Source organism: Embleya sp. NPDC020886 (assembly GCF_044333915.1).
Classification (GTDB): Bacteria; Actinomycetota; Actinomycetes; order Streptomycetales; family Streptomycetaceae; genus Embleya.
On sequence record NZ_JBIRRX010000003.1, the window covers coordinates 939,051 to 962,353 of the forward strand.

Genomic DNA, 23,303 nt, shown 5'->3' on the forward strand with positions numbered 1-23,303 from the left:
TCGCCTTCCGGCGCCGGTGAACGTCACGCCGTGCCCGGTCGGTACAGGTCCGGCGCGGCCCGTAGCAAAGCCCGGGTGTACGGGTGCTCGGCTGCGGTGAAGATGGTCTCGGCCGCGCCTTCTTCCACCACGCGGCCCGCGTACATCACCGCGACCCGGTCACAGAGCGTTCGCACGATGCCCAGGTCGTGCGAGATGAAGACGATCGTCAGCCCGAGTTCGGCGCGCAGGTCGGCCAGGAGGTTGACCACGGTGGCCTGGGCGGAGACGTCCAGGGCCGATACCGCCTCGTCGGCGACCAACACTTCGGGTTGGACCGCGAGGGCGCGTGCGATGGCGACTCGTTGGCGTTGTCCCCCCGACAGTTCGCGCGGCCGTGCCTCCAGGACGCGCGGGGGCAGGTTGACCATCTCCATGAGCGAGTCGAGGGCGGAGGCCATCCCGGCATCCGGGACGAGATCGTGATAGTCGATGAGCTCGGCCAGTACGGAGCGGACCCGTCGACGGGGGTTGAGCGACGCGACCGGGTCCTGGAAGACCATCTGGATGTTGCGGCGCAAGTCCTTGGAACGCCGGGCGCCGATGTCCCTGCCGTCGTAGCGGACCCGTCCGGCCGTCGGTTCCGTCAGCCCGACGAGCACGCCGGCCAGCGTCGACTTGCCGCAGCCGGATTCGCCGACCACGCCCAGGCACCGGGAACGCTCGACGGCGAGGCTGACGCCGTCGACGGCCCGCAGCGTCTGCGGTGCCGCGGATCGCCGGGCCCGGACCTTGAAGTGGACCTCGATGTCGTCCAGTTCGATGAGCGCACTCATGCCTGTTCTCCAAGATTCAACTCGGCCTGCCGCAGACACGCGCCGGCTCGGTCCGGGCCGATGTTCAACAGGGGCGGGTCGGCTTCCCGGCAGGCATCCACGACGAACGGGCAACGCGGGGCGAAGCGACAGCCCGAGGGCAGTCGACCGGCGGTCGGCGGGGATCCGCTGATGGCCTTCAGCCGTACCGGCGGGCCGTGCAGCTGCGGCATCGACTCGATGAGTCCGTGGGTGTAGGGGTGGCGGGGATCGTCGATCAAGGCACGCGTCGGTCCCTGTTCGATGATGCGGCCGGCGTACATCACGGCGGTGCGGTCCGCGATGCGTGCGATGACCGACAGGTCGTGGCTGACGAAGATCAGGGCCAGGCCCCGCTCGGCCCGCAGGCGTTCGACGAGCGTCAGGATCTGGTCCTGGACGGTGGTGTCCAACGCGGTCGTCGGTTCGTCGCACAGGAGCAGCCGAGGTTCCACCGACAGCGCCATCGCGATCATCACCCGTTGCCGCAGGCCCCCCGAGAGTTGGTGCGGCCATGCCCGGACCCGTTGCTCCGGGTTCGGCACGCCGACTTCGCGCAGCAGGCGCAACGCCTGGTCGGCCGCGGCGCGGCGCGACACGCCCCGGGCGCGGGGACCGGCGGCGACCAGGTCACCGATGCGCATCGTCGGGTTCAACGAGCTCATCGGTTCCTGGAAGACCATCGAGACTCCGTGGCCGCGCAGGTCGCGCGGGTCGACGGACCGCGGCTCCTCGTCCTCCCGGCCGCGGAACCGCATGGTCCCCCGGGTTCGGACCAGCGCGGGCGGCAGCAGGCCCAGCACGGAGCGCAGCGTGAGGCTCTTGCCCGATCCGGACTCGCCCACGATCCCGAGGCATTCACCGGCGTCGACGTGCAGGGACACGTCGTCCACCAGGGTGGCGCCGTCGCGCCCGGCGGCGGCGATCGCCAGGTTCGCGATCTCGATCACGGGTTCGGTGCCGGTCATGATTTGATCCGATCGTCCAGGCCGTCCCCGATCAGGGCCAGGCCCATTCCGGCCAGCGCGATCGCGGCTCCGGGCGCGGCGATCAACCACCAGTTGGTTTGCATGACGGTGCGGGCGGACTGGATCATCGCGCCCCATTCGGGGGTTCCGACGGGTATGCCGACGCCCAGGAAGGACAGCGTCGAGATCGCCACGACGGCCAGTCCGATGTCGACGAAGAAGTAGACGATGCTCTGCCCGATCACGTTCGGCAGGATGTGCCAGGCGATCACCCGCCATCGGGGCAGGCCTCCCGACTGCGCGGCGCGGACGTAGTCCATGGAGCGGACCCGCCGTACCTCGGCGCGCATCAGGCGCGCGTACACGACCCAGGAGATGAGGGTGAAACCGATGATGAGCGGCAACTCGCCGGGCCCGAGGAAGAGGAATCCCTCGCCGGGGCCGAGCAGCCCGACCAGTGCGATGAAGAAGATGAACAGCGGGAGCGAGACGACGACGTCGGAGATACGCATGATCGCGGTGTCCAGCCACTTGGCGCCGAGGCCCGCGACGATCCCGATGAGGCTGCCCAGGACCGCCGGGATGAATGAGGCGAGTAGTGCCACGCGCAGGTCGACCCGGATCGCGTAGACCAGCCGGGTCCATTCGTCACGGCCGAGTTGGTCGGTGCCGAGCAGATGCGCGGGCGAGGGAGAGGCGAGCCGGTTCAACAGATCCTGTTCGGCCGGGTCTCCCGTGGTGATCAGGGGCGCGAAGACCGCGGCCAGGACGAACAGTCCGAAGATGACCGCCCCGGCGGCCAGCTTGCCGTTGCCGCGCGGGCGTGACCGTATCGTGTGTTCCTTGTCGTCCTTGATCAGGGACAGGTCGCTCATGCGCTCACCGTTCTCGGATCGAGCAGCGAGACGATCGTCTCGCCGAGGACGTTGGCGACCACGACTCCCGTGGCGAAGACCAGCGTGATGCCCTGGACCACGTAGACGTCGCGTTTGGCGGACGCGTCGACCAGCGCGCTGCCCAGGCCCGGAATGTCGAAGGTGGCCTCGAGGATGACGACGCCGAAGAAGAGGTAGCCGACGTTCAGCGCGAGCAGCGTCAGGACCGGGCCGAGTGCGTTGCGCAGCACGTGCCGGACGATCAGGGCGCTTCCCCCCACCCCGAGTGAGCGGGCGACCGCGATGTACTCGGAGTCGAGCACGTCGATCAGGCTCGACCTGAGACTTCGCACGAGGACGGGGGTGAGGATCACCGCTCCGGTGACGGAGGGCAGCACCAGCGATTCGACCAGTTCCGTCGGGTCCGACCCCAGTCCCGAGACCGGGAACCACCCGGTGGGCATGGCCACCAGCCTGATGAGCAGGAATCCCACCCAGAACGCCGGCAGGAACAGCGCGAGCAGAATGCCCAGCCGTATCGCGTGGTCGATGAATCGGTCCCGGAACCAGGCGGCGGTCCACGCCAGCACGAGTGCCGCCGACACCGCGAGCACCAATGTGCCGAGCAGCAGCCACAACGTGTCGCCGATGCCTTGGCCGATGACGTCGGTGACGCTCCGGCCGTCGATCGATGTGCCCAGGTCGCCGTGCAGCACTCGATTCAGATAGGCCAGGTACTGGTGCGGCAGGCTGCGATCGAGCCCCAGTTGATGGCGCAACTCGCTCACCGCCTCGTCCGAGGCCCGCGGCCCGAGGCGGAGCCGGGCCGCGTCGCCCGGTGCGACCTGGGTCAGCACGAACACCACCAGCGTGACCGCGAGCAGCACGAGCATCAACTGGAGGAGCCGGGCGAGCAGAAATCTCAGCGCTGTCACGAAACTCCCTCCTTTCCGTTGACGATGCGGGACGCGGTCATCGGTTCTCGACGCTCAATTCGTCGGCGCAGTAGGCCAGGTAGGGCGCCGGAAGGAATCCCCGTACCCGGCCGGCGACCGCCTGGAGCGCGTTCGGGACGGCCAGCGGGATCACGGCGTCGCTTGCGTTGGCGGACTTTTCGAAGGCATGCACGGCGGTGGTGACCTCGGCGGGGTTGCTCGCCGCGTGGACTCCCGACAGTGCCGCGTTCGCCGGTCCGGGGTCGGACTGGGAGAACACGACGCCGGTCGATGCGAGAAAGCCGAGGGGGTCGATCGGGCTGGGCGCGAGCGCGCTGTAGGTGATCATCGCGAGCTGGAAGTCACCCTTGCCGAGCCTGTCGATCAGGGAAGAGGTCGGGAGCGGGACGACGGTGGCGTTGATGCCCACCTGGGCCAGCATCGGGACCAGTGCCTGGGCCGCGAGTTCCTCCGCGGTGCTGCTGGGCGCGAGCAGCTTGAGGTTCTGGCCCGTGTAGCCGGACGTGCCGACCAGGTTCTTGGCGGCCGCCACATCGGTGGTGGACCAGGCGCACGTGGGGCACGGGGTGACCCCGGGGACGTTTTGCGGCAGCAGCGACGTCGCCACGGTCGCCTGGCCCGCGTAACCGCCGGCGACGAGTTTGCGGTAGTCGATGGCCAGTGCGATCGCCTTCCGGAGATCGACGTTGCCCAGGGGCCCCGACTTCGTGTTCATGGTGAGGACGCTGACACCGGACGACGGCGCGCTGACGATCTTGTCCTGCTGGTACTGGAGGGCCGTGGCGAGTTCCACGTCGTTGACGACGTCCAGGGAGCCGCTGTGGAACTGCAGCAGTCGCTGGTAAGCGTCCGTGACGACCTTGTATTCGACCCCGTCGAGGTAGGGCAGACCGGCCCGGTAGTAGTGGGGATTGCGGGTGAGGCTGATGGACCGTCCCACGGCCTGATTGTCGATGCCGAACGGACCGGCTCCCGTGGGCTTCTTCCAGAAGTCGGCCGCGGTCCGGCCGCCGTAGTTGTCGGGGAAGATCGCGGCGTTGGCGGTCGACAGGATCGCGGGCAGCGTCGTGTCGGGTTGGGACAGCCTGAAGACCACGGTCTGCGGGGTGGGCGTCTCCACGGACGTGATGGAGGAGAAGTAGCTGCCGTACAGCTGACCCGTGCTCCACAGTCCTTCCGAGAATTTCACGTCGGCGGACGTGACCTGTCTGCCGTCGCTGAACTTCGCGGCGGGGTCCAGGGTGAAGGTCAGGGTCTTGGCCGCCGGATCCGCCTGGTAGGACGAGGCCAGCGCCGGCAGGAGGGTCTTGCCGTCCGGAGTGGAGCGCAGGAGCGACGCGTACACCTGTGAGTAGACGTTGAAGCTCTGTGACGACAGGGCCTCCTGCGGGTTCCACGTGTCGATCGCGGTGCTGAGCGACATCGTGATCGACCCGCCCCGCTTGGGGGGCGCCGAGGCGGATCCGGGCGAGGTCGAGTTGTCGGAGACGCACCCGCTCAGAAGCATCGTGGCCGTCAGCATCGCGACGCACGCCGTGGCCTTGAATAGCGACATAAATTCCCTCGCAGTTTCATAAATTTTCTAGCAACTGGGGTTTCCGGATTCTACGGCGGGTGCGTAGCGGCCGTCCAGAGGTACGCAAAGCGGTCATATCTAGTGCTTCCGTACCCTGCTGCGCGCCCGGCGCACTCGGGCCCGCCGGCGAGACGGTCGTCGGCCTCGACGACCTCGCGACCGGGTCGAACCGCACCGGCAGCCGGCTCTGTGGCCGGCCCACGGACCCACCCTTCGTGGGCGAACCGGGGGCGGGACGGCCGGCCGCGCGGCCGAGAAGGCGGTATGTCAGGAACCGAAATTCCGGAAGGCCGGGACAACTCCGATGAACACGATTGCGCTGCCGCTTGGTTCGTTGCGGGCCGAGCGGCGGCTACCGAAGATCCGGACCGGGCTGCACCGTCGGGCGGGCGACGATCGTCGTCGGTGCGACGCGCCGCACAACCCCTTGCGGCCTCGTCTTACAACCCGGGCGCCGAATCCCGACCCCGTCGCCCGGCTCCCATCGCCGATCCCGGCATCGTTGCGATGGCCGGAGGCCGGTCGGGGGACGGGGCGCACCCTCGGCCGGAGTCGCCGGGACGACCGTCGCCCTCGTTCGGGAACGGGTCGGCGAGGGGCGACCGGGAACGGCGCCGAGGGCCGCGTCTCCCGCGAACGCGACACCTTCTTCACAAGGCACAGGGCACGAGGTGCGTCCGTTGCGGCCCTCGGATCGCCACCGCGGCGCCCGACACGCGGGCGGGCCGCATCGGAGCCGGCGCCGTCAGGCTTCGTCGCCGGGCGCGCCCGCAGCGTCGCGCCGAGCGGGGTTGCTCTCCTTTACGTGACGCACCATCCAGTCGACCAGCGCCTCGTTCTGTGCTCGTCGCACCGGCACCGGGCCCGAGATCGATCCTTCGTGGGAGGCGTCCGGCAACATCAGCATCTCGGCGACGCACCCGGCGCGCCGCAGCACCGAGTAGAACTGCTTGCTCTGCTCGGGCGGGCAGCGATGGTCGCGTTCGCCCTGGATCAACAACGTCGGAGTGGTGCAGGTGTGGGCCGTGGTGATCGGTGAGAGTTTCCGGTAGCGGTCGGGGTCCGTCTCGGGCAGTGCGCCCAGTACATCGGGCAGAAAACCGAGCCCGATGTCGCTCGTTCCGTACAGGCTGGAGAAATCGGTCACCGGGTTCTCGATGACGGCGGCCTTGAACCGGTCGGTGTGGCCGACGATCCAGCTGGACATGTACCCGCCGTACGACAGCCCGGCGACCCCGAGGCGGGCGGGGTCGGCCCAGCCCTCGTCCACCGCGAAGTCCACCGCCGCCATCAGGTCGTCCAGGTCGTCGTGGCCCCAGGCTCCGATGATGGCGTCGGCGAATTCCACGCCGTAGCCGCGCGAGCCGCGGGGATTGACCATGAGCACCCCGAAGCCCGCACCACACAGGATGTGGGCGTCGGTGACGTAGACCTCCCCGTAGGCCGATTTGGGGCCGCCGTGAATGAGCAGCACGGTCGGCAGCGCTCCGACGGCGTCGGCGGGTCGCAGGAGCTTGCCTTGCACCGGCGGGCCGTCCTTCGCACGGACTCGGAATTCGGTGACCGTGCACGGGACGGTGCAGGCCCGATTGCGGGTCGCGGTGTCGCTGATCCGCGAGTCCTCGCCCGTGTCCATGTCGCGGACCCAGAGGTCGGGCGGGCTGGTGAGGGTGCCGGTGGCGTACAGCAGGCGCTGCCCGGCCACCGCCAGCGGATAGAAGCAGCCCGGACCGGCCAGCACCGGAGTCGTACGAGGTTCGCCCTCGAGTGCGACGCGGTGCACTTCCAGGCGGTCCTCGACGTGCACCCGCAGGAGAGCGTCGCCCGCGTGAAGAAGCAGTCTCGGGTCGGGGTCCACGAACGGGATGGCCACGTCGCCCAGTACATCGCCGTTGAGATCCACACTCAGGCCGGCGCCGCGATCGGTCAGGCGCCACGACTGGGATGCCGCCGCGGAGTCGTCGGCCGGGTCCACGAGGAACAATCGACCCAGCGAGTGCGATGCGGCGCCGGAGGAGGTCACCGCGATCCGGCCGTCGCCCGATGCCGCGAGGGAGAAGAGGTCGAGTTCCCGCATGTGCTCGGTGACCGTGCCGGACCCGTCGGCCGCGACGGAGCGAACGGCGGCGGTGCCCTGTTGCCATTCCTCCGGTCCGCATCCGGCGAGGAAGGCGATGCGTGCGGTTCCGGACTGCCCCGATTCCGCTTCCGTCGCGCCGGCGCCCGGCCGCCCGGGCGACGCCAGCCACGTCGGCCGGCTGTTGACCCAGGCGTCGTCGGTGAGCCGCGTGTGCGTCCGGGTGCCGAGGTCGTAGACGAAGATGTCGGCGGTGACGTCGTCGACGAGGTCCAGCCCGTCCACCCAACCGATCGCCCGGGTGATCCGATACGGCGCTTCCGGGACACGTGTCCGCAGCGTCGCGGCGTAGGCGATGCGGCGGCCGTCGGGACTCCACACCGGCTTCCCCGAGACGCAACGGTTCGGTTCCGCCGGGTCGACGAGCACCTCGAAGTCGAAGTCGGGTGCGTCCGCGAGCCGGACGAGGACCATGTGCGTGACCGGGCCGTCGCCGGAAAGGAACGCCAGCCGACTGCCGTCCGGCGAGAAGCTGGGGGTGTGCGCCCCGTCGCCGAACGCCACGGCGACGGCAGCCGCACGAGGCTCGGCCACACGGCTCAGGCACAGGCTGTGCCGCACCACGTCTCCCTCGATGCGGGAGACGGACCAGGCGACGAGTGCGCCGTCCGGGCTCAGGTCGGCGCTGTGGAGCAGTTCCATCGCATCGACACGTTCGGTGACCGTAGGGCCGTAGTCGGTGTCAGGCGTGAGCATGGGAACTCCTTCGCTCAGATCCGTAAGTAATTTACCAGATACGTAAGTCATGAGGTAGGGCCGGTCGAGGCGCCTTCATGCTTCGAACACCGTGTCTGCCGTGCCGGGGATCGACCGCGGCACGGGTTCCCGACGACCGGTTCGAGCCGGCCGTGCAACCGGTGGATTCCTGCCATCGACCGCGCACCGAGCGGGTGGGAATGGGTCGTCCGCATCCCCCGGGGCGGACGACCCTGGATGGCCCCGCATCCCGTCCACCCTCTGCGGACCCTCAAGGCGCCGGGCGGGACATGTCGCGGGCGAAGAGATCCGCGAGCGTCTCGCGACGAACGACCTCGCGTGCCTTCCCGTCGGCGCAGAAGACGACCGGTGCCTTGAGCGCTCCGTTGTAGTTGTTCGCCATCGTGTAGCAATACGCTCCGGTCACCGGGACGGCGATGACGTCGCCGGTCCGTGGCGACCGCAGCGGCACACCGGAGCCGAGCCGGTCGCCGGACTCGCAGTGCCGCCCGACGAGGTCGACCCGTTCGCCGCCGCCGACCCGGTCGATCACGGTGGCCTCGAACCGCTGCCCGTAGAGGGCGACCTCCATGTTGTCCCCCATGCCGCGTTCGCGCTCAGCGCCTGCCGGAAACGTCGTATCCGTGCGCGCAGGCCGGCCTCGTCGACGACGTAGGCGGGCGTCGAGTACTCGTCGGCCACGTCGGACAGGGCGACGCCGCCGACGATCAGACCGCGGCCCTCCTCGACCGTCGTCCCCTCGGGAAACAACTCCAGGATGTCGGGGCTCACGTCCACGAGAGCATCACATGCTTGATCCGGGTGTACGCCTCCAGACCGTAGAGGGACAGGTCCTTGCCCTCACCGGTCTGTTTGAAGCCCCCGTGCGGCATCTCGGCCGCCGTCGTGACGTGGGTGTTGACCCAGGTGATGCCGAAGTCGAGCGCGGCGGTGACGCGCATGGCGCGACCGACGTCACGCGTCCACACGCTGGACGCCAGCCCGTGGCGGACGTCGTTGGCCAGCTCGATCGCCTCCTCCTCGTCGGTGAAGGTCTGTACGGTCAGCACCGGGCCGAAGATCTCCTCCTGGACGAGTTCGTCGCTCTGGCCGACTCCGGTGACAACCGTTGGCGGAAAGAAGAAGCCGGGACCATCCTCCGCCCTTCCGCCGGTCAGGATCCGGGTGGTGGCGCCGCGACGCTCGACGAGTCCCGACACCCGTTGCAACTGGGATCGGCTGATCAGCGGGCTCCGGCCGTCCCGGGCATCGGCCGGGTCGATCAGGGCGAACGATCGGGCGTGCTCGACCAGTTCTCGTACCAGGTCGTCGTGGATGTCGGCATGCGCCAGGACGCGCGACGGCGCGGTGCAGTCCTGGCCGGCGTTGTAGAAGGCGGCGCCGGCGATCAGCTCCGCGCAACCGGCCACATCCGCGTCGGCGAACACCAGGACCGGGCTGTTGCCGCCCAGTTCGAGGTGGGTCCGGCGCACGTCGTCGGCGGCGGCGCGAACCACTTCGGTGCCGGCCCTGGTCGATCCGGTGATGGCGACCATGTCCGCGTGCGGGTGACCGGCCACCAGCTTGCCGGTCTCCCGGTCCCCGCAGACCAGGTTCACGCAGCCGGGCGGCAGATGCCGTCCGCAGATCTCGGCGAGCAGCAGCGCACTGGAGGGAGTGGCCGCGTCCGGTTTGAAGACCACCGTGTTGCCGGCCGCGACGGCCGGCGCCAGCTTCCAGACCGCGGTCATCAGCGGGTAGTTCCACGGCGCGATCGAAGCGATCACGCCGACGGGCTCGCGGCGGATCAGGGACGTGTGGCCGGGCACGTACTCCGCCGCCGCGCGTCCCTCCAACATGCGCGCCGCGCCGGCGAAGAACCTGAGCTGGTCGATGATCGGCAGTAGTTCCTCGGACCGGAAGAGTTCCGTCGGTTTGCCGGTGTCCCCGCATTCGGCGGCGACGAATTCGTCTGCCCGGGCCTCCATCTCGGCCGCGATCGCCAGCAGCGCGACCTGACGCTCTCCCGGTGCCGTGCGCCGCCACGACGCGAAGGCCGTGCGCGCCGCGTCGAAGGCGGCGTCCACCTCGGCGTCGCGCGAAAGCACGCTGGAGCCGTGGATCCCACCGGTGCGGGGGTCGATCAGGGACAGTCGGCCGGGGGCGGTGCTGCGGACCCCGTTGATGAAGTTGTCGACGTGCCCGGTCATGCGGGGACTCCGGTCGTCCGCCGGGCGACGGGTGCCCCTTGCCGTCGGAACACCGCAGCCGCCGAGTTGTGTATCAATCTCACGAGGATCATAGAAATATTATGAACCTTGGATATGCGGAGCGCCAGCCCTTCGCGAGGGATTCGACGGAAGTCCGCACGGCGACAGGGGCCACCATCCGTCGAGAGACGCGGTCCGACGCCACCCGGCCGCTCGGCTCCGGCGTTTTCCTCGCCTTCGAGCCCGGGTCCGTGCGTCGATTCGCTGCGCCGGGGGCGGATTCGGCTCTGAGTCCGCTGTCCGACGGACTCGTTCGTCACGTCGGGCGCTCACCCGATCCGCCCGCGCCCGGCGGCCGGGAACTCGACCGACGGCCGGCCGCGACGACCGACTCGACACCCTCGGGCGGGCCCGGCCGTCGCACTCGGCGAGGGGGCGACCGCGCTCGGCGATACTCGCGGCGCCGGGGGCGAGCGCCCGCGCGTCCGCCGGCGGGGCCATTCCGGGATCGTAAGTAACTTACGATCTCCGAACGCAGGGTACGATTATCGCATGGTGGACACTCCTGAAGACGATGCGACCGAGCCGACGCGCACGCGCTCGACCAACCCCCCGCCCGCTCAACGCCGGCATCGACCCCGCGAGGAGACCCGCGCCCTGCTGCTGGCCGCAGCGGCGAACCTCGCCATCGAGCGAACCCGTCCCACGGCATCGAGTCCCCACAACCCGCTGGCGGACATTCGCATGGCGGACGTTCTCGTCGAGGTGAATCGACGCAACCCCGACGGCAGGAAGCTGACGACCGGGGCGTTCTACCAGATCTGGTCGGACCAGGCCGCTTTCCAACTGGAACTGATGCGCCATGTGATGGACAAGATCGCCACCCCGGGGGCACGGCAGATCGAAGCCCTCGCATTCGGGCTGGTCGCCGACGGAGAGGCACCCGAGGAGATCTTCCGTCAAATCAGCGAGGCCGACTTCCGGTGGACGAGCGCATCCCCGGAGCTGTACCTGGCGCTCGGCCTAGGAGCTCTGGCCCCTGTCGACATGGTGCGTGATGCCCAAGCCGGAGCCAATGAGCGCTACGTCGACGAGACCGATCACCTCTTGAGCGTCCTACTGCGCTACGCCCGCCGCCGTCTCCGACCCGACCGCAGCATGGAGGACCTCATCTGGGCCGTCGAGGCGTTGTCCGTGGGCTACCTCCTGCGCTCACGCACCCATCCCGACATTCCCGAACGGACGGATCGCAACGGCTGGAGTGCCCAAGCGAGCGCCTACCTCGGTGTCATCCACGCGTTCAGCGAACCACTCCCCGGCGATGCGGAAGCATCCGAAGCGACTTCGTGAACCCGGTCGCAAACACCGCAGCAGGTGCAACAGCCGACCCGAGGAAGTGAACCGAGCCCATGTCGGGGCGAGGCCGCGAACCGGCCTCCCCCGGCGACAAGGCACGCCTCGCCACGGGGCGAAACGATGGGCCTTCGACGGGCGACGCCTTCTCCGAGGGCGCTTGGCGTGGTACTGCAACGCCGTTTCAGGGCGTCGCTGGCGAGTGTGCGGCGGTGTGCGTGGTCGGCGGGCCTTTCACCCGGCGGACTGCCCGGCAGAGTAGGCGCACGAGCCCGAGGGCTGTTACCTTCACGAACCTTCCGGGCTGCTGGGCTGGGTGCCGTTTCGTTCCTGGTGCGCCGGCACCGCGTCCAGCACCAGCTCCACTGTGGCGAGGAAGCTCTCGCGGGTGAAACCGACGGGTTCGATGCGGCGGCTGTAGTGGGCCAGCGCGGGAAAGTCCGCCGGGTCGGCGCCCAGCGTGATCACCCGGAAGGTTTCCAGTCTCCGCTTTTGCTCGGCCGGGCCGCAGGACTGGCCGGCCGCGTGTGTGGAGATCAGGGACACGGACAAGGTCACCAGCCGGTGGTACCACTCGGGGACGAGTTCCTCGGGCACCCCGGCGTCGCCGAGAGCCTGCAGGGTCTCCTCGATCACCAGCCGGCTGCCGGGTCCGCTGCCCGGATAGTGGCCGGTGTCCTTCGCCAGCTGCGGCAGCGCGGCGTACGCATCCCATGAGCGCAGGGTCAGGTCGACCAGCCGCGCACGCCAGGTTCCCTGCCGCCGGTAGCCGCGCATGGCCTGGACCAGCACATGGTCCACGATCGCGAGCATCAGCTCGGTGCGGTTGCGGAAGTGGCGGTACAGGCTGGAGGAGTCGGTACCCAGTGCGGCAGCCAGTTTGCGCATGCTGAACAAGTCGTCGCCTTCGGAGCAAGAGAGCAGCTCCACGGCGGCATCCAGGATGGTCTGTTCGCTCCACCGCTGACGCATGGCGGCAGTCTAGTCGAGCGGAGTGAGCGCTCCATCAGGCGGCGAGCGCGATGTTGCACACGATGTTGCACGCACCGCGTGCAGCAGGGTTCAATGAGCCCATGAAAGGACTGCCCGAGCCCACCGCCCCGGAGCCGCCCGGGGGCAACGTCCTGAGCGATGCGCTCGACGGAACCGGTCGAACGCGGTTCTGCCCGAGCCGGCCGCCCTGCGGAACGGGCTCGACATCGACCCGGGCGTGCGGAGCCGGCGTGACTCCGGCGCGGTCTACCGGGTGCGCTCGCCGCCGGGGCACGAGGCCACCCTCTTCAGCCGCTACGCCGATGTCCGGGCCGTGCACGGTCGTGCCGCGCGGCTCCGGCTCGACGCGATGTGCCCGTTACCCGGCTCGGCGGCCGAGGGCGTGGACGACGAATCGATGAAACACCGCCGTGCCGGGCGACTGCCGATGCCGGATCCACCCGAGCGCACCCGCCGGCGGCTGCTGACCGCGACCTTCACGGTCCGGCGGGCCCAGGCGCCGGCCCCGCGGTTCCAGGGGATCGTCGACGAGTACCTCGACGCGATGGCGGCCGCCGGTCCGCCCGCGACGTCACCCGCGCCCGCTGCCCGCACCCGGCTTTCGGCCACGGAATCCACCACTGCCTCGGCGCGACGCCGGCGCGCCTCGAACTACAGCCGGCTCCTCCGGCGTTGCTGCGGCGGTTATCCGGGCTGCGCCTCGCCGATCCCGCCGTCACCCCCGACTTCAAGCACCGCGTGCTGAGCCACGGTCTGCGGTCCCTGTCCTCGGCCTGGCGACAACCCTGAAGGGAACAACGTTGATCATCGACGAACATTCCGCCGCGCTCATGGCCGAGGCCGACTTTCCCGACCGCCGGCAAGTTACGCAACGGTTCGGCGACCTCGCCCCGGACGGCACGACGAGCACAGTGGCACTGGCCCGCCTGTTCGAGCATCCCCGCATCGGCCTGCGCTTCCCCCGCTTCGACAAGCTTCTGGCCGACGGCGGGTTCGGGCCCTTCCGCATCCTGCTGATTGGCCAGGGCGTCGAGCGGTGGACGCCGTTCGGCACCTTCGATGCCACCATCCGGATCGGCACCGGAATCCGGGCGATCGGCCGGACCTCCTACGCCTACGGGCAGGGCATGTTCATCGACGGGCGACTCGTCGCCACAGCCGGGGCCACCATCGTGCTCGCCGACAAGTCCGGACCGCTCACCTTGCCGGACGAACTGCGCGCCGACCTCGAGGAGTTGCGACTGCCGGGAACGGATGCAGCAGTGGCGTCGCAACCCGATCCGCCGCGCCGCGAGCGGCAGTACTACCCGGCCGCTGCCACCGTCCATGCCCGCGTCGGGGACGTCGACCTCAACCGGCATGTCAACTACATCGCCCAAGTCGGCTGGTACGACGAGGCGATCGCGTCCCACGCACACGACCTGCTGGGAGAGGGCGCCGCCAGGAAGCTCCCCCGATACCTCCCCTGGCGCTACCGCGTGACCTATCTTGGCGAGGTGCACTACCCCGGCACTTATGACATCGGGATCGCCGTCAGCGGACACGACGAGCACACCGTGCACTACGAACTCGGACTGTTCGACAGCGGACGGTGCCTGGGTACCGCAGACGCCTCCGCACCCCGCGGCAAGCTTCCTGCCACCACACTCCCCGACGGCAAATTCACGAGCTGATCGGCTTCGGAAGTGCCCGAGCGCATCACCGCACTCACTGCGCCGGCCGTCCCGCCCGCCGACGCGGGCCACCGTGACCTGGTGGCCCGCGCCGGCGGAGTCCTCGACTACGCAGCGCTGATCGCCTCCGACGTCGGGATGCCCGACCTCGCGGCCCACCGGTGCCGGCGACAGCACCGCGCCTTCGCCGACGCGGGACGCCTCACCTCGGCCGCCGGACCGACGCCGCTGCAACCATGACCGCGCACCGCAGCGTCGGCAACCGGCTGCTCGACGGCCGCCAGATCACGATCATGTCGCTGGTGGAACGCGGCCTCGATGAACAGGCCCGCGCCATGATCGACACCGGCACCCCCACGAAACCGTGGGAGAACACGGTCGCCGCCCTCCTGTGTGCCTGCTGCCGGCCCCGGCGACCGGGCCCGGACCCTGCCCTGAGGGAGGTACTCCCGACGATCACCCCGCCCGACCCGGCGACGGCCGCGTTCCGGGGCCGACCTCAGGTGAGATCGAAGAGGTCTTGACGCTCTGCGCGTTGATCACGTAGGCCGACGGCTCCGCATCGCGTCCTTTCCGCTGAAGGATCAACTGCCTTAGTAGGCCGTTGAGTTCGGCGAAGAAACCGTCCTTCTCCCATTTGGCGAAGTAGCCGAGGATGCCCGCGACGATGATGGCGATCTTTGATCGTGGTTCCCCACCCGGGAACGGCGGACCAGGGGAGCGGAAGCCGTTGCGGCGGAGCGAGACGCCCGGCCGCCGGAACGTCGGTCATGACGCTGCTGCGTGGAACGGCTGTCCAGGCCCCCGCGGGAACGTTCCCATGTGCGAGGGCTTCCGGACTTGTCCTACCGTCCTCGGCAGCGGGCCCGCATCCATCGTTCGTTTCCCACAAACAGGGGTTCTCCATGACCATCCTCGTGACCGGAGCGACCGGCACCGTGGGCAGGCACGTGGTCGCTCGGCTCGTCGCGGCCGGACGGCCCGTCCGGGCGCTCACCCGCACTCCGGAGACCGCCGGGCTGCCCAAGGGCGTCGACGTCGTCAAGGGCGACCTGAACAGTTCGGGCGACCTGGCGTTCGACGGGGTGGGGAGTGTGTTCCTCGTCGCGGGCATCTTCGACCCGGCGCACGCGGCCGACCTGGCGCAAGCCCTGGTCGGCCGTGCCGTGGCGGCCGGGGTCGCCCGGATCGTGACCCTGACCAGCTCTGCCGTCACGACCGGACGAGGCGGCCACTACGACACGCTCCACGCGGTGGAACAGGTCGTCGAGAAGTGCCAGGTGGCCTGGACCCACGTGCGGCCGGGCGAGTTCGCCGTCAACAAGCTCGACGTCTGGGGCGAGTCCATCCGCAACGAGAGCATGGTCCGCAACGCCTACCCCGAGGGCATCGGCGTGCCGATCCACGAGGCCGACATCGCCGACGTCGCAGCGATCGCCCTGACGCGGGACGGCCACGCGGGCCGGGCGTACGACCTGACCGGGCCGGAGGCCCTGACCCACCGGGAGCAAGCGCGGGCGATCGGCGCCGGGCTCGGCCGCGCGATCGCGTTCGAGGGACTGACGTACGGTCAGGCCCGCCGCGCCTACCTCGAGGTCGGATTCCCGGCGGAGATCGCCGAGTTCATCCTGGGCTACCAGGCCGAATACGCCGAGGAACCCCCGTCGGTCTCGCCCACGTTCGAGCAGGTGACCGGGAAGAAGGGCCGCACGCTCGCGCAGTGGGCGGTCGACCACGCCGCCGAGCTGGCCCCGACCGCCTGACGGTCTAGGGCATGAGGCGGGGCGGTGCTGCGGGCCGAGGCGCGCAGCACCGCCCTGTTCGTCGACGCGAACGCGGGATTTCCTTTTGTACGGGATGGGGCGTTGCTCGACGAAGTCGATGCGATGTACATGATGGACGGACTCTGGTGGCAGACAGGCGACTTCGATGTCACGACCTGTCGAGCCTTCGGGATCATCAGGACGGGAATGGGGCTCAAGGAGTGCGCCGATTTCTACGACATCCGCCCGGAGGCGGCGGGCCTGCTGATCGAGGCCGATCGGCTTCTCCCGACGCATTCCGTGGATGTCGCGCTGTGTGAGGCCGTGCTGGGAGTCGTCCGTCGATGTGTTGTCCGGACGGTGCCGCCCTCGTTCCCGGGGGTGGGGCCGTCCCCACCCCGATTCTCCACTTGGCGCCATGGTCGAAGGGATCGCCTCGTACCACTGTGTTGTCATGCCCACTCGACGCGAGACACTCGCCGCCTCGGCCGCCGTGACCGGCGCCGCGTTCCGACGTCGCGTGTCGCCCGGCGTATCCGCTGTGGTGGGGCGTGCGCGAAGTGGGCCGAGGCGTTCGACGACGGGCCCGGGCTCAGTACGTGTAGATGGCGATGCTCCTGGCCGTGGTGTTCGGCGGGCAGACGAACCTGATCGTGGCCTTCCCGTGCTTGTTCGGGCTCCTGTAGAAGTTGCCGTTGCTGCAGCCGAGGTAGCCGTACCAGTTCGGGTAGTTGCAGGTGATCGTGGCGCGTCGGCCGGAGAACGACTCCCCCGAACAACCACTGGCCTTCGCGGTGGGTGCCAGCGCGGGAAGCGGAGAGGGGGTGGCGGTGCCGGTGGTGGTCTGGCCGGTGGCCTCGTCGACGACCTCGTACTCGATCTCGTCCCCGGAGGGAGCCGCGTGGGCGGTGACCGCGCCGGTGCCCAGGACCAGGGTCGCCGCGGCGAACGCGGTGCCCAACGACGTGCGGAGCCTCATGGGTTGCTGCCTTTCGATTCGACGCCCGGGCCCTTGCGGCCCGGGGGACACGCTCCCAACCTGCCGGCTTCCACACGCCCCGAGGGCCGGGTCGGCGTCGGGTCACCCTAATGGACCAACCATCACGTCGCTCGGCCCTCGCGACGCCCGCCCGGACAGCCGAAACCACCGCCGGACGGCGACTCGTTCCCCCGGGGTTTCCGGGGGGCGCGCCCCCGTGCGAACGCCTCCCGCGCGTACGGATGGTGCATGGTCGTGGACTGGTTCTGCAGCGATCACGGCCTTGAGTCGCTCGTCGAGGGCGCGGTTTGCGGGCGGTGATCCGGCGGAGCTGCTGGTTGAGGGTGGTGTTCTCGGTGGTGATCCGCTGGACGGCATCCTCGCTCCACGCGGTTCCAAGTCGCGGATCTCACGATGGAGTTCGCCGATGCGGGGGCGTTGGGTGGTAATCCGACAGCACCCGTGCTCGCCGATGGGCGGCGCGCCGAACCCGGCACGGGGCCGTCGTCCCGGAGCTACTGGATGCTCCAGCGGTGCGGATGGTCGGGAGTGGTGGGGCAGGCGAAGACGTTGAGTTCGCCGAAGCGGCCGGCGGTCACTTCGGTGGGCATGGCGCACCGGTGGGCGGGCAGGCGGTCTTCCAGCGGCTGCCGGCTGCCGCTGCCGCCGTCCCACTCCAAGCTGTCGATGGTCAGCAGGAGACGCATCGGTGTCCCGCAGGTCCGGCAATGCATGGGGTATGGGTCGGTGGCGTGCCAGGAAGCGAAGCCGCCGACGCGCCGGCCGGGCGGGATGGACAGGTCGTACTGGTAGCCGGTCGGCCCGGCAGCGCTCTCGTCGGTCGATTGCTCGGCCTCCTCCTGGGCTGCGTCCCAGGCTTCGATCCGGGCGCACAGATCCTCGGGCAGGAAGTCGGGGTCGGCGAACGGGTAGGTGACCACCTGCTCCGGGTGCAGGACGCAGGGCTCGGGAACGAACCCTTCCGATTCGACGACCGGAGGCTGCGGCTGCAATGTCAGCACCTTGCCGACCTCTGACGACCGCCGCCGGCGCAGGTGCAGCGCCAGGTCGTACCGGCCCGGGCCGTGGGCCTTGAAGGGGCACCAGAAAACCTGGAGCAGATCGCAGCCGCCCGGCCCGGTCGGGAGGTCCGGGACATCCCGCCGCCGACGTGAACTTGACAGCGGATTTCGCCAGGACCAAGTGTCAGCGGTGTTCGGTATCTGTTTGCGATCGCCTCGTCGTCGTGGCCCCACCCGATCGGTGACTCACGGCGAACCGGTCGGACACGTGCTCCTCGAACGGCTCCGCGCCTGCACACCGAGGCCAGGAAGCCGATGTCGCGAGTCCAGGGACCCCATTTCATGCCGGCGGCGGACGTCCGGGTCAGCGCCGTGGGGCGGTGATCCCGTCCGCCGCAATCAGCAGGTGCGGCAACGGCCCGGTGAAGTCCGGCAGCAGCGCCAGCGCCACCGCCCACGCCTCGGTGCGGTCGCCCAGGGCAGGCCGGGTCAGCGCGCGCAGGGCCGTACGGGTGTCGGCGTACCGGTCTGTGTCGCGCTGGTCCAAGGCCCGTAGGGCGTTCCTCGCCGGGGCGCCGTGGCGGAGGATGACGGCCGCGGACAGGGTGCCGCGGGTGTGAGCGCGCCTGACGCTCGCGTTGGACCGGTCGTCCCGGAAGACCGGCGAACCCACGATCCGCCCGGTGGCCGGGTCCGCGTCGACCCACTCGGTGACGGGGTGGCGCGACGAGCTCGCGGGCAGGTACGCCCGCAGTTCGGGTGGGCACCCCGGTTGCATGGCCAAGGCCATGCGCACGTACTCGGACCACGGCAGTCTCCGGTGCTCGCGCAGGACGAGGTCCCAGTCCAGTGGACCGCGCGGGGCCAGCAACATCGCCGCGGCGCCGGGGAGGTTCTTCTCGTCGCGCAGCCGTGCGACGACGGCCGGCATGCCCGTGAACTCGTCGAGCGCACGCGTCACCAGCGCGGCGTCGGTCGGTGCGGCGAGGGCCGCGGCCACCGTGTCCGACGGCGTGCCCGTCGCCTGCGGCAGTACGCGCGGCAGCGCGGCGGTGACCGCGGCGGGTCCTGCCGTACGCAGCAGGCTCAGGCAGCCGCGCAAAAGTACGCCCGACAGCCACGGCCGTCTCGCCCCGTGCTGGGCGAGCCGGTCGAACGCCCTTGTGACCACGCGCGGGTCGTCGGACTCGACCAGCACGCAGACGCGTTCGAACAGTGCGTCGCGGCGGCTGATCTGCCGGTGGTCGAGTTCGTTGTACAGGAGTTCGCGGAGCGGCGTCGCGGCCACGACCCGCGTCAGCACCCGCAGCCGCGCCTCACGGGGGGAAACCGGGTTTGCGAACACTCCTGCGGCGACCGCGGGCTCCGGGGCGCGGGCCAGATCCGACAGCGTCTCCGGTGTCGCACCCGGATTGCCCGCGAGCCACGCCCGCTCGTCGACGTCGCCGTGCGCCACGAGGTACGCCCCGGCGGCCTCTCCCACGCGCGATGGCCTCGCGAACAGCTCCGCCCGCAGCCGCGGATCGATGCGGCGCAATACGGCACCGGTGATCGACGCGGGTGCCTGGTCGAGGAGCAGTGCGAGCGGGTTCACGACCCCAGCCAAGCAGAGCCGCCCGGACCGCCGACCCCCGCCACCCTTGGGCAACTTCGCGGGCGCGGTCGGCAAGCGGTGGTCGGCGCTGCGGTGTTCGGGGCCTCGGCGACGACCCCGGGGCGGTCGTGGCGGGGGAGGTCGAAGAGTTCCGACGCGTCGGGACAACCCATGGCACCCGCACTGACCCGGATCCACTGATATCAGCCGTGTCCAACGCACTGACACTTGCTGTCCAAAACCACTGACATCGTGATCAGGGCGCGTTCGGCGCGGGGACGTTCGTGGTCGTTGCGGCGCATCTCCATTTCGGCGCAATAGAACGCGCCCACGCCGTCCCCGTGTTCGTGCTCCGGGTCGGGGTGCCACCCGCTTGCGCGTGGCTGGGGCGAAGCCGAAGACACCCGCGACCCGGACGCCGCGCCGGTACCCGAACCCGGGCCCTCGCCGAACACGAGAAGACGCAGACGTACCCCGAAGCCGTCGAGACCGCGCACGCCGACTTCGCCGCCCTCCACCAGCGCGACCGCAACCCCAAGTAGTCACTCGGCGCGATACGCCACCCGGCGGTAGCCATACGAGAACAGGGCCATGGCAGGCTCATGCCGCATGATCGATGAATTCGCGAGGGACAACCTGCACGGCAGACTGCGGCGGGACCGCAAGGCGCTGCTCTGGAAACTCGACGGCTTGTCCGAATACGACGCCCGCCGACCTTTGACGGCGACCGGAACCAACCTCCTCGGCCTGGTCAAACACGTGGCCACCGTCGAGGCCAGGTACTTCGGCGAGGTCTTCGACCGCCCTTCCCCGGAACCGCTGCCCCGGTGGCAGGACTCCGACGGCAGCGATCAGTGGGCCGCCGAGGACGAGACCCGCGATCAGATCATCGGGTTCTACCGGCGCACGTGGGAACACTCGGACGAGACGATCAACGAGCTTCCCCTCGACGCCCCGGGCCACGTGCCGTGGTGGCCGGAGACTTATGTCGACACGAACCTGTTCGCCATCATGGTCCACGTCCTCGGCGAGACCAACCGGCACGCCGGGCACGCCGACATCCTGCGCGAGGGCCTCGACGGCCGGACCGGGCTGCGCCCCGAACACGAGCAGCAGGTCGACGAGGAAGCCCGTGCAGCCCACTGCGCCAAGATCGAGCAGGCCGCCAGGTCGGCCGCACCAAGCAAGGCTTACTGCAGGTGACCACGTCCGGGCGAGGCGGTGTGCCAAGTCCCTCCCACAGTTGGCGTCGGCAAGTCGTCGCAGGCACCACGGCGATGTCTTCTCCTGCGGCCGATGGGCGTCCCACCAGGTCGCGGTGACGGCCTGCGCGCGGGGGAGGGCGTCGGCGATGCCCTCGCGGCGGCGCAACAGCGTCGGGTGGCGGGCCCGGCCGAGGACAACCTGCGGCAGCCCGAGCAGGTTCGGCCGCTCGACGCGAGCAGAGCCGCATGCTCCTGCCCGGCGGTCGGGAGCCACATGGCGTGGCGGGCCCAGATCCCGAACGGGACGGCGACCTGCCCGATCCGCATCCGGGCGTGCCGCCCCTCACCCGCCGCCGGCGCGCCTCGCCCGCCGAGCCCGCCGGCGAGGGAGAATCAAAGTAGGACCCGATTCGTTACCTTATTCACCCATCCGGGCCATCCGCGAGGCCCGCCACCAGGTCCCCCACGAGGGAGGAATCGATGACCAGGACCAGCGCCGGCACCCGATTCGCCACCGATCGCGGCTTGGTGCGCCGCATGCTCGTCACCATGTTCCTGCTCGGCCTGCTCTATGTGGCCTTCGTGGGCGCGCTGGTGGTGATGCTCGGCCGGGCCTGGCCGCTCGCGGTCGTGTTGATCGGCGGTCTCTTCGTGGCACAGTTCTGGTTCAGCGACAAACTCGCGGCGTTCGCGATGGGCGCCCGCGAGGTCACTCCCGAGGAGCAGCCGGAACTGCACGGCGTGGTCGATCGGTTGTGCACCCTCGCCGACATGCCCAAGCCGCGCGTGGCGGTCGCAGACTCCGATGTGCCCAACGCCTTCGCTACCGGCCGCAACCGGAAGAACACGGTCGTGTGTACCACCACCGGACTGCTCCGCCGCCTGGAGCCCGCCGAGCTGGAAGGCGTCCTGGCGCACGAGCTCTCGCACGTCGCCCACAAGGACGTCGCGGTGATGACGATCGCATCCTTCCTCGGTGTCCTGGCCGGGTTGCTCACCCGCGTCGGTGTGCAGTTCGGCCTCTTCGGCGGGATGCGCCGCGACCAGAACACCGCGGTCCTGATAGCGGTCGTGACCGCGGTGAGCGTGGTGGTGTACACGCTGAGCTTCGTTCTCATCCGGACCCTGTCGCGCTACCGCGAGCTGTGCGCCGACCGTTCGGCTGCGCTGCTCACCGGCCGACCCTCCACGCTCGCCTCCGCGCTGACCAAGATCAGCGGCACCATGGCTCGGATCCCGACCCGCGATCTGCGCCGGGCCGAGCCGTTCAACGCGTTCTTCTTCGCGCCGGCCATCGCCTCCAAGGACAGCCTGGCGAACCTGTTCGCGACCCACCCGACGCTCGAACGGCGCCTGGAGCAACTGGGCCGGATCAGCGCGGAACTCGGCGGTGCCGCCTGATGGGGCTGTTCGACTCGGTCTTCGGTCGAAGCAGGCCGGTCAAGCCCGATCTCGACCAATTGTTCGGCTTGCCCTCGGCGGCCATCACCCTGGAGATCGCCGCCGAGTTCCGGCCCACCGGCACCGGGTCGGTGTGCTTCGCCACCGTCGAGGGCGGTGCGTTCGACCAGGTGCTGCGCGACCTGAACGATCTGGTCGACGGGCTTCGGAGCAGCCGGGACGAGTACGGGTACACGTGGCTGCTCGCCGAGCGCTCGCCCGAGGACGTGGGCTCCCTGGTGACCGATCTGCATGCGATCAACATCGCGCTCGAGGACGGCGGTTTCGGTCCGCAACTGCTGTGCTCACTGGCCGCGTTCGGGCATCCCGACGGCCGCCGGCTCGCCTTGGTCTACCTGTACAAGCGCGGCACCTTCTACCCCTTCGCACCGGTGCCGGGCGTACACGAGAAGCGCGACACCGCGTTGGAGCTCCAGGTCAACGCGGCGGTCACCGACGATCTGCGGCTCGAATCCGACCTGTCCCGGTGGTTTCCGGTCTGGGGTGCGCCGGGTCTGTGACCATACGCCGGGCAGGTCACGTCGCGGTCGCCGCGCCGACGAGCGGGCAGCGTGTTTTCCGGCCCTGAAACAAAAAGTCGCCGTCCCGGGCTCCCAAGCCGTGACCGTGACCGCGACCGCGACCTCGTCCGGCCGACGGCCCTTCGTGTCGACATCCGGGTGCGACGCTTGGTCTGCCCGGTCCCGGGCTGTCGGCGGGAGACCTCCCGGGAGCAAGTCCCCGGACTGATGGAGCGTCTTCGGCTGGTATCCGTGTCGCCGACAGGGGATTGGGATGGCATGTATCGGCCCCTTCGGCCGGTCCGTTGCTCGACGTCGCGTTGCCGTCGCGGAAACCGTGCGGGTGAGCCGGGGGCGGACGTACAGTGGGCCCCTCGGCGGGCCATTCGTCGCGGGCGCCGCTTCGGCCCGGGTGGAGGAGAACAACACATCGCCGTACCGCTGCGCGGATGAGTCCACAGTCATGCCCCGACCAACGATCCATCGGTGCTTTCGTCACCTCGAACGCA

Annotated in this window: 21 protein-coding genes; 8 read left to right on the forward strand and 13 right to left on the reverse strand. The window is 69.8% G+C overall.

What is annotated here, in order from left to right; all coding sequences use genetic code 11:
- Window positions 1-23 precede the first annotated feature (23 nt).
- The 9 genes from ACH4U8_RS14915 to ACH4U8_RS14955 all read right to left on the reverse strand — a co-directional run bounded on the left by ACH4U8_RS14915 (window position 24) and on the right by ACH4U8_RS14955 (window position 10,251).
- A complete protein-coding gene (locus ACH4U8_RS14915; RefSeq protein ID WP_360322634.1) occupies window positions 24-815 on the reverse strand; it encodes an ATP-binding cassette domain-containing protein in 792 nt (263 codons plus the stop codon).
- Window positions 812-1,801, reverse strand: coding sequence for an ABC transporter ATP-binding protein (locus tag ACH4U8_RS14920; RefSeq protein ID WP_360322636.1), 990 nt, complete (start codon window positions 1,799-1,801; stop codon window positions 812-814). Before ACH4U8_RS14920 ends, ACH4U8_RS14915 begins: the two co-directional genes overlap by 4 nt.
- Window positions 1,798-2,676: an ABC transporter permease gene (locus ACH4U8_RS14925; RefSeq protein ID WP_395778155.1), complete on the reverse strand. Its 879-nt coding sequence runs from the start codon at window positions 2,674-2,676 to the stop codon at window positions 1,798-1,800. The genes ACH4U8_RS14920 and ACH4U8_RS14925 overlap by 4 nt, the downstream gene beginning before the upstream one ends.
- Window positions 2,673-3,611 carry an ABC transporter permease gene (locus ACH4U8_RS14930; protein ID WP_360322640.1) on the reverse strand — a complete coding sequence of 313 codons (939 nt, stop codon included), beginning with the start codon at window positions 3,609-3,611 and terminating at the stop codon, window positions 2,673-2,675. The genes ACH4U8_RS14925 and ACH4U8_RS14930 overlap by 4 nt, the downstream gene beginning before the upstream one ends.
- A gap of 37 nt (window positions 3,612-3,648) precedes the next feature.
- Window positions 3,649-5,187, reverse strand: coding sequence for an ABC transporter substrate-binding protein (locus ACH4U8_RS14935; protein ID WP_395778157.1), 1,539 nt, complete (start codon window positions 5,185-5,187; stop codon window positions 3,649-3,651).
- 766 nt (window positions 5,188-5,953) lie between these two features.
- Window positions 5,954-8,092: a prolyl oligopeptidase family serine peptidase gene (locus tag ACH4U8_RS14940; protein ID WP_395778159.1), complete on the reverse strand. Its 2,139-nt coding sequence runs from the start codon at window positions 8,090-8,092 to the stop codon at window positions 5,954-5,956.
- A gap of 220 nt (window positions 8,093-8,312) precedes the next feature.
- Window positions 8,313-8,633, reverse strand: coding sequence for a hypothetical protein (locus ACH4U8_RS14945; protein WP_395778161.1), 321 nt, complete (start codon window positions 8,631-8,633; stop codon window positions 8,313-8,315).
- Window positions 8,591-8,839 carry a hypothetical protein gene (locus ACH4U8_RS14950; protein ID WP_360322648.1) on the reverse strand — a complete coding sequence of 83 codons (249 nt, stop codon included), beginning with the start codon at window positions 8,837-8,839 and terminating at the stop codon, window positions 8,591-8,593. The genes ACH4U8_RS14945 and ACH4U8_RS14950 overlap by 43 nt, the downstream gene beginning before the upstream one ends.
- Window positions 8,830-10,251: an aminobutyraldehyde dehydrogenase gene (locus tag ACH4U8_RS14955; RefSeq protein WP_360322650.1), complete on the reverse strand. Its 1,422-nt coding sequence runs from the start codon at window positions 10,249-10,251 to the stop codon at window positions 8,830-8,832. Before ACH4U8_RS14955 ends, ACH4U8_RS14950 begins: the two co-directional genes overlap by 10 nt.
- A 552-nt stretch (window positions 10,252-10,803) precedes the next feature.
- Here ACH4U8_RS14955 and ACH4U8_RS14960 point away from each other — a divergent pair.
- Window positions 10,804-11,601: a hypothetical protein gene (locus ACH4U8_RS14960; protein ID WP_395778163.1), complete on the forward strand. Its 798-nt coding sequence runs from the start codon at window positions 10,804-10,806 to the stop codon at window positions 11,599-11,601.
- Window positions 11,602-11,892: 291 nt separating this feature from the next.
- On the opposite strand, the gene ACH4U8_RS14965 is transcribed toward ACH4U8_RS14960, so the two are convergent.
- Window positions 11,893-12,576 carry a TetR/AcrR family transcriptional regulator gene (locus tag ACH4U8_RS14965; RefSeq protein ID WP_395778165.1) on the reverse strand — a complete coding sequence of 228 codons (684 nt, stop codon included), beginning with the start codon at window positions 12,574-12,576 and terminating at the stop codon, window positions 11,893-11,895.
- 238 nt (window positions 12,577-12,814) lie between these two features.
- Between ACH4U8_RS14965 and ACH4U8_RS14970 the strand changes: the two genes are divergently transcribed.
- The 4 genes from ACH4U8_RS14970 (at window position 12,815) to ACH4U8_RS14985 (ending at window position 16,033) form a co-directional block, all read left to right on the forward strand.
- Window positions 12,815-13,342, forward strand: coding sequence for a hypothetical protein (locus ACH4U8_RS14970; protein ID WP_395778167.1), 528 nt, complete (start codon window positions 12,815-12,817; stop codon window positions 13,340-13,342).
- A 55-nt stretch (window positions 13,343-13,397) separates the two neighbouring features.
- On the forward strand, window positions 13,398-14,270 hold the full coding sequence (locus ACH4U8_RS14975) for a hypothetical protein (RefSeq protein WP_395778169.1): 873 nt from the start codon (window positions 13,398-13,400) through the stop codon (window positions 14,268-14,270).
- Window positions 14,271-14,282: 12 nt separating this feature from the next.
- Entirely contained in the window at window positions 14,283-14,510 is a 228-nt protein-coding gene (locus tag ACH4U8_RS14980; RefSeq protein WP_395778171.1) for a hypothetical protein, read from the forward strand.
- A 665-nt stretch (window positions 14,511-15,175) separates the two neighbouring features.
- A complete protein-coding gene (locus ACH4U8_RS14985) occupies window positions 15,176-16,033 on the forward strand; it encodes an NAD(P)H-binding protein (RefSeq protein WP_395778173.1) in 858 nt (285 codons plus the stop codon).
- Window positions 16,034-16,625: 592 nt separating this feature from the next.
- Here the strand turns inward: ACH4U8_RS14985 and ACH4U8_RS14990 are convergent.
- The 3 genes from ACH4U8_RS14990 to ACH4U8_RS15000 form a co-directional block, all read right to left on the reverse strand.
- A complete protein-coding gene (locus tag ACH4U8_RS14990; protein WP_395778175.1) occupies window positions 16,626-17,012 on the reverse strand; it encodes a hypothetical protein in 387 nt (128 codons plus the stop codon).
- A gap of 515 nt (window positions 17,013-17,527) precedes the next feature.
- Complete coding sequence (locus ACH4U8_RS14995) at window positions 17,528-18,025, reverse strand: hypothetical protein (protein WP_395778177.1); 498 nt, start codon at window positions 18,023-18,025, stop codon at window positions 17,528-17,530.
- Window positions 18,026-18,398: 373 nt separating this feature from the next.
- A complete protein-coding gene (locus ACH4U8_RS15000) occupies window positions 18,399-19,628 on the reverse strand; it encodes a hypothetical protein (protein WP_395778179.1) in 1,230 nt (409 codons plus the stop codon).
- Between the two features lie 609 nt (window positions 19,629-20,237).
- Between ACH4U8_RS15000 and ACH4U8_RS15005 the strand changes: the two genes are divergently transcribed.
- The 3 genes from ACH4U8_RS15005 to ACH4U8_RS15015 all read left to right on the forward strand — a co-directional run bounded on the left by ACH4U8_RS15005 (window position 20,238) and on the right by ACH4U8_RS15015 (window position 22,794).
- Window positions 20,238-20,831 (forward strand): DinB family protein, encoded by a 594-nt coding sequence (locus tag ACH4U8_RS15005; RefSeq protein ID WP_395778181.1) that lies wholly within the window; start codon window positions 20,238-20,240, stop codon window positions 20,829-20,831.
- Between the two features lie 482 nt (window positions 20,832-21,313).
- Window positions 21,314-22,234 carry a zinc metalloprotease HtpX gene (gene htpX / locus ACH4U8_RS15010; RefSeq protein ID WP_395778183.1) on the forward strand — a complete coding sequence of 307 codons (921 nt, stop codon included), beginning with the start codon at window positions 21,314-21,316 and terminating at the stop codon, window positions 22,232-22,234.
- The gene (locus tag ACH4U8_RS15015; protein ID WP_395778185.1) at window positions 22,234-22,794 is read left to right on the forward strand and encodes a hypothetical protein; all 561 of its coding nucleotides are present in this window, start codon (window positions 22,234-22,236) and stop codon (window positions 22,792-22,794) included. The genes htpX and ACH4U8_RS15015 overlap by 1 nt, the downstream gene beginning before the upstream one ends.
- Window positions 22,795-23,303: the final 509 nt, after the last annotated feature.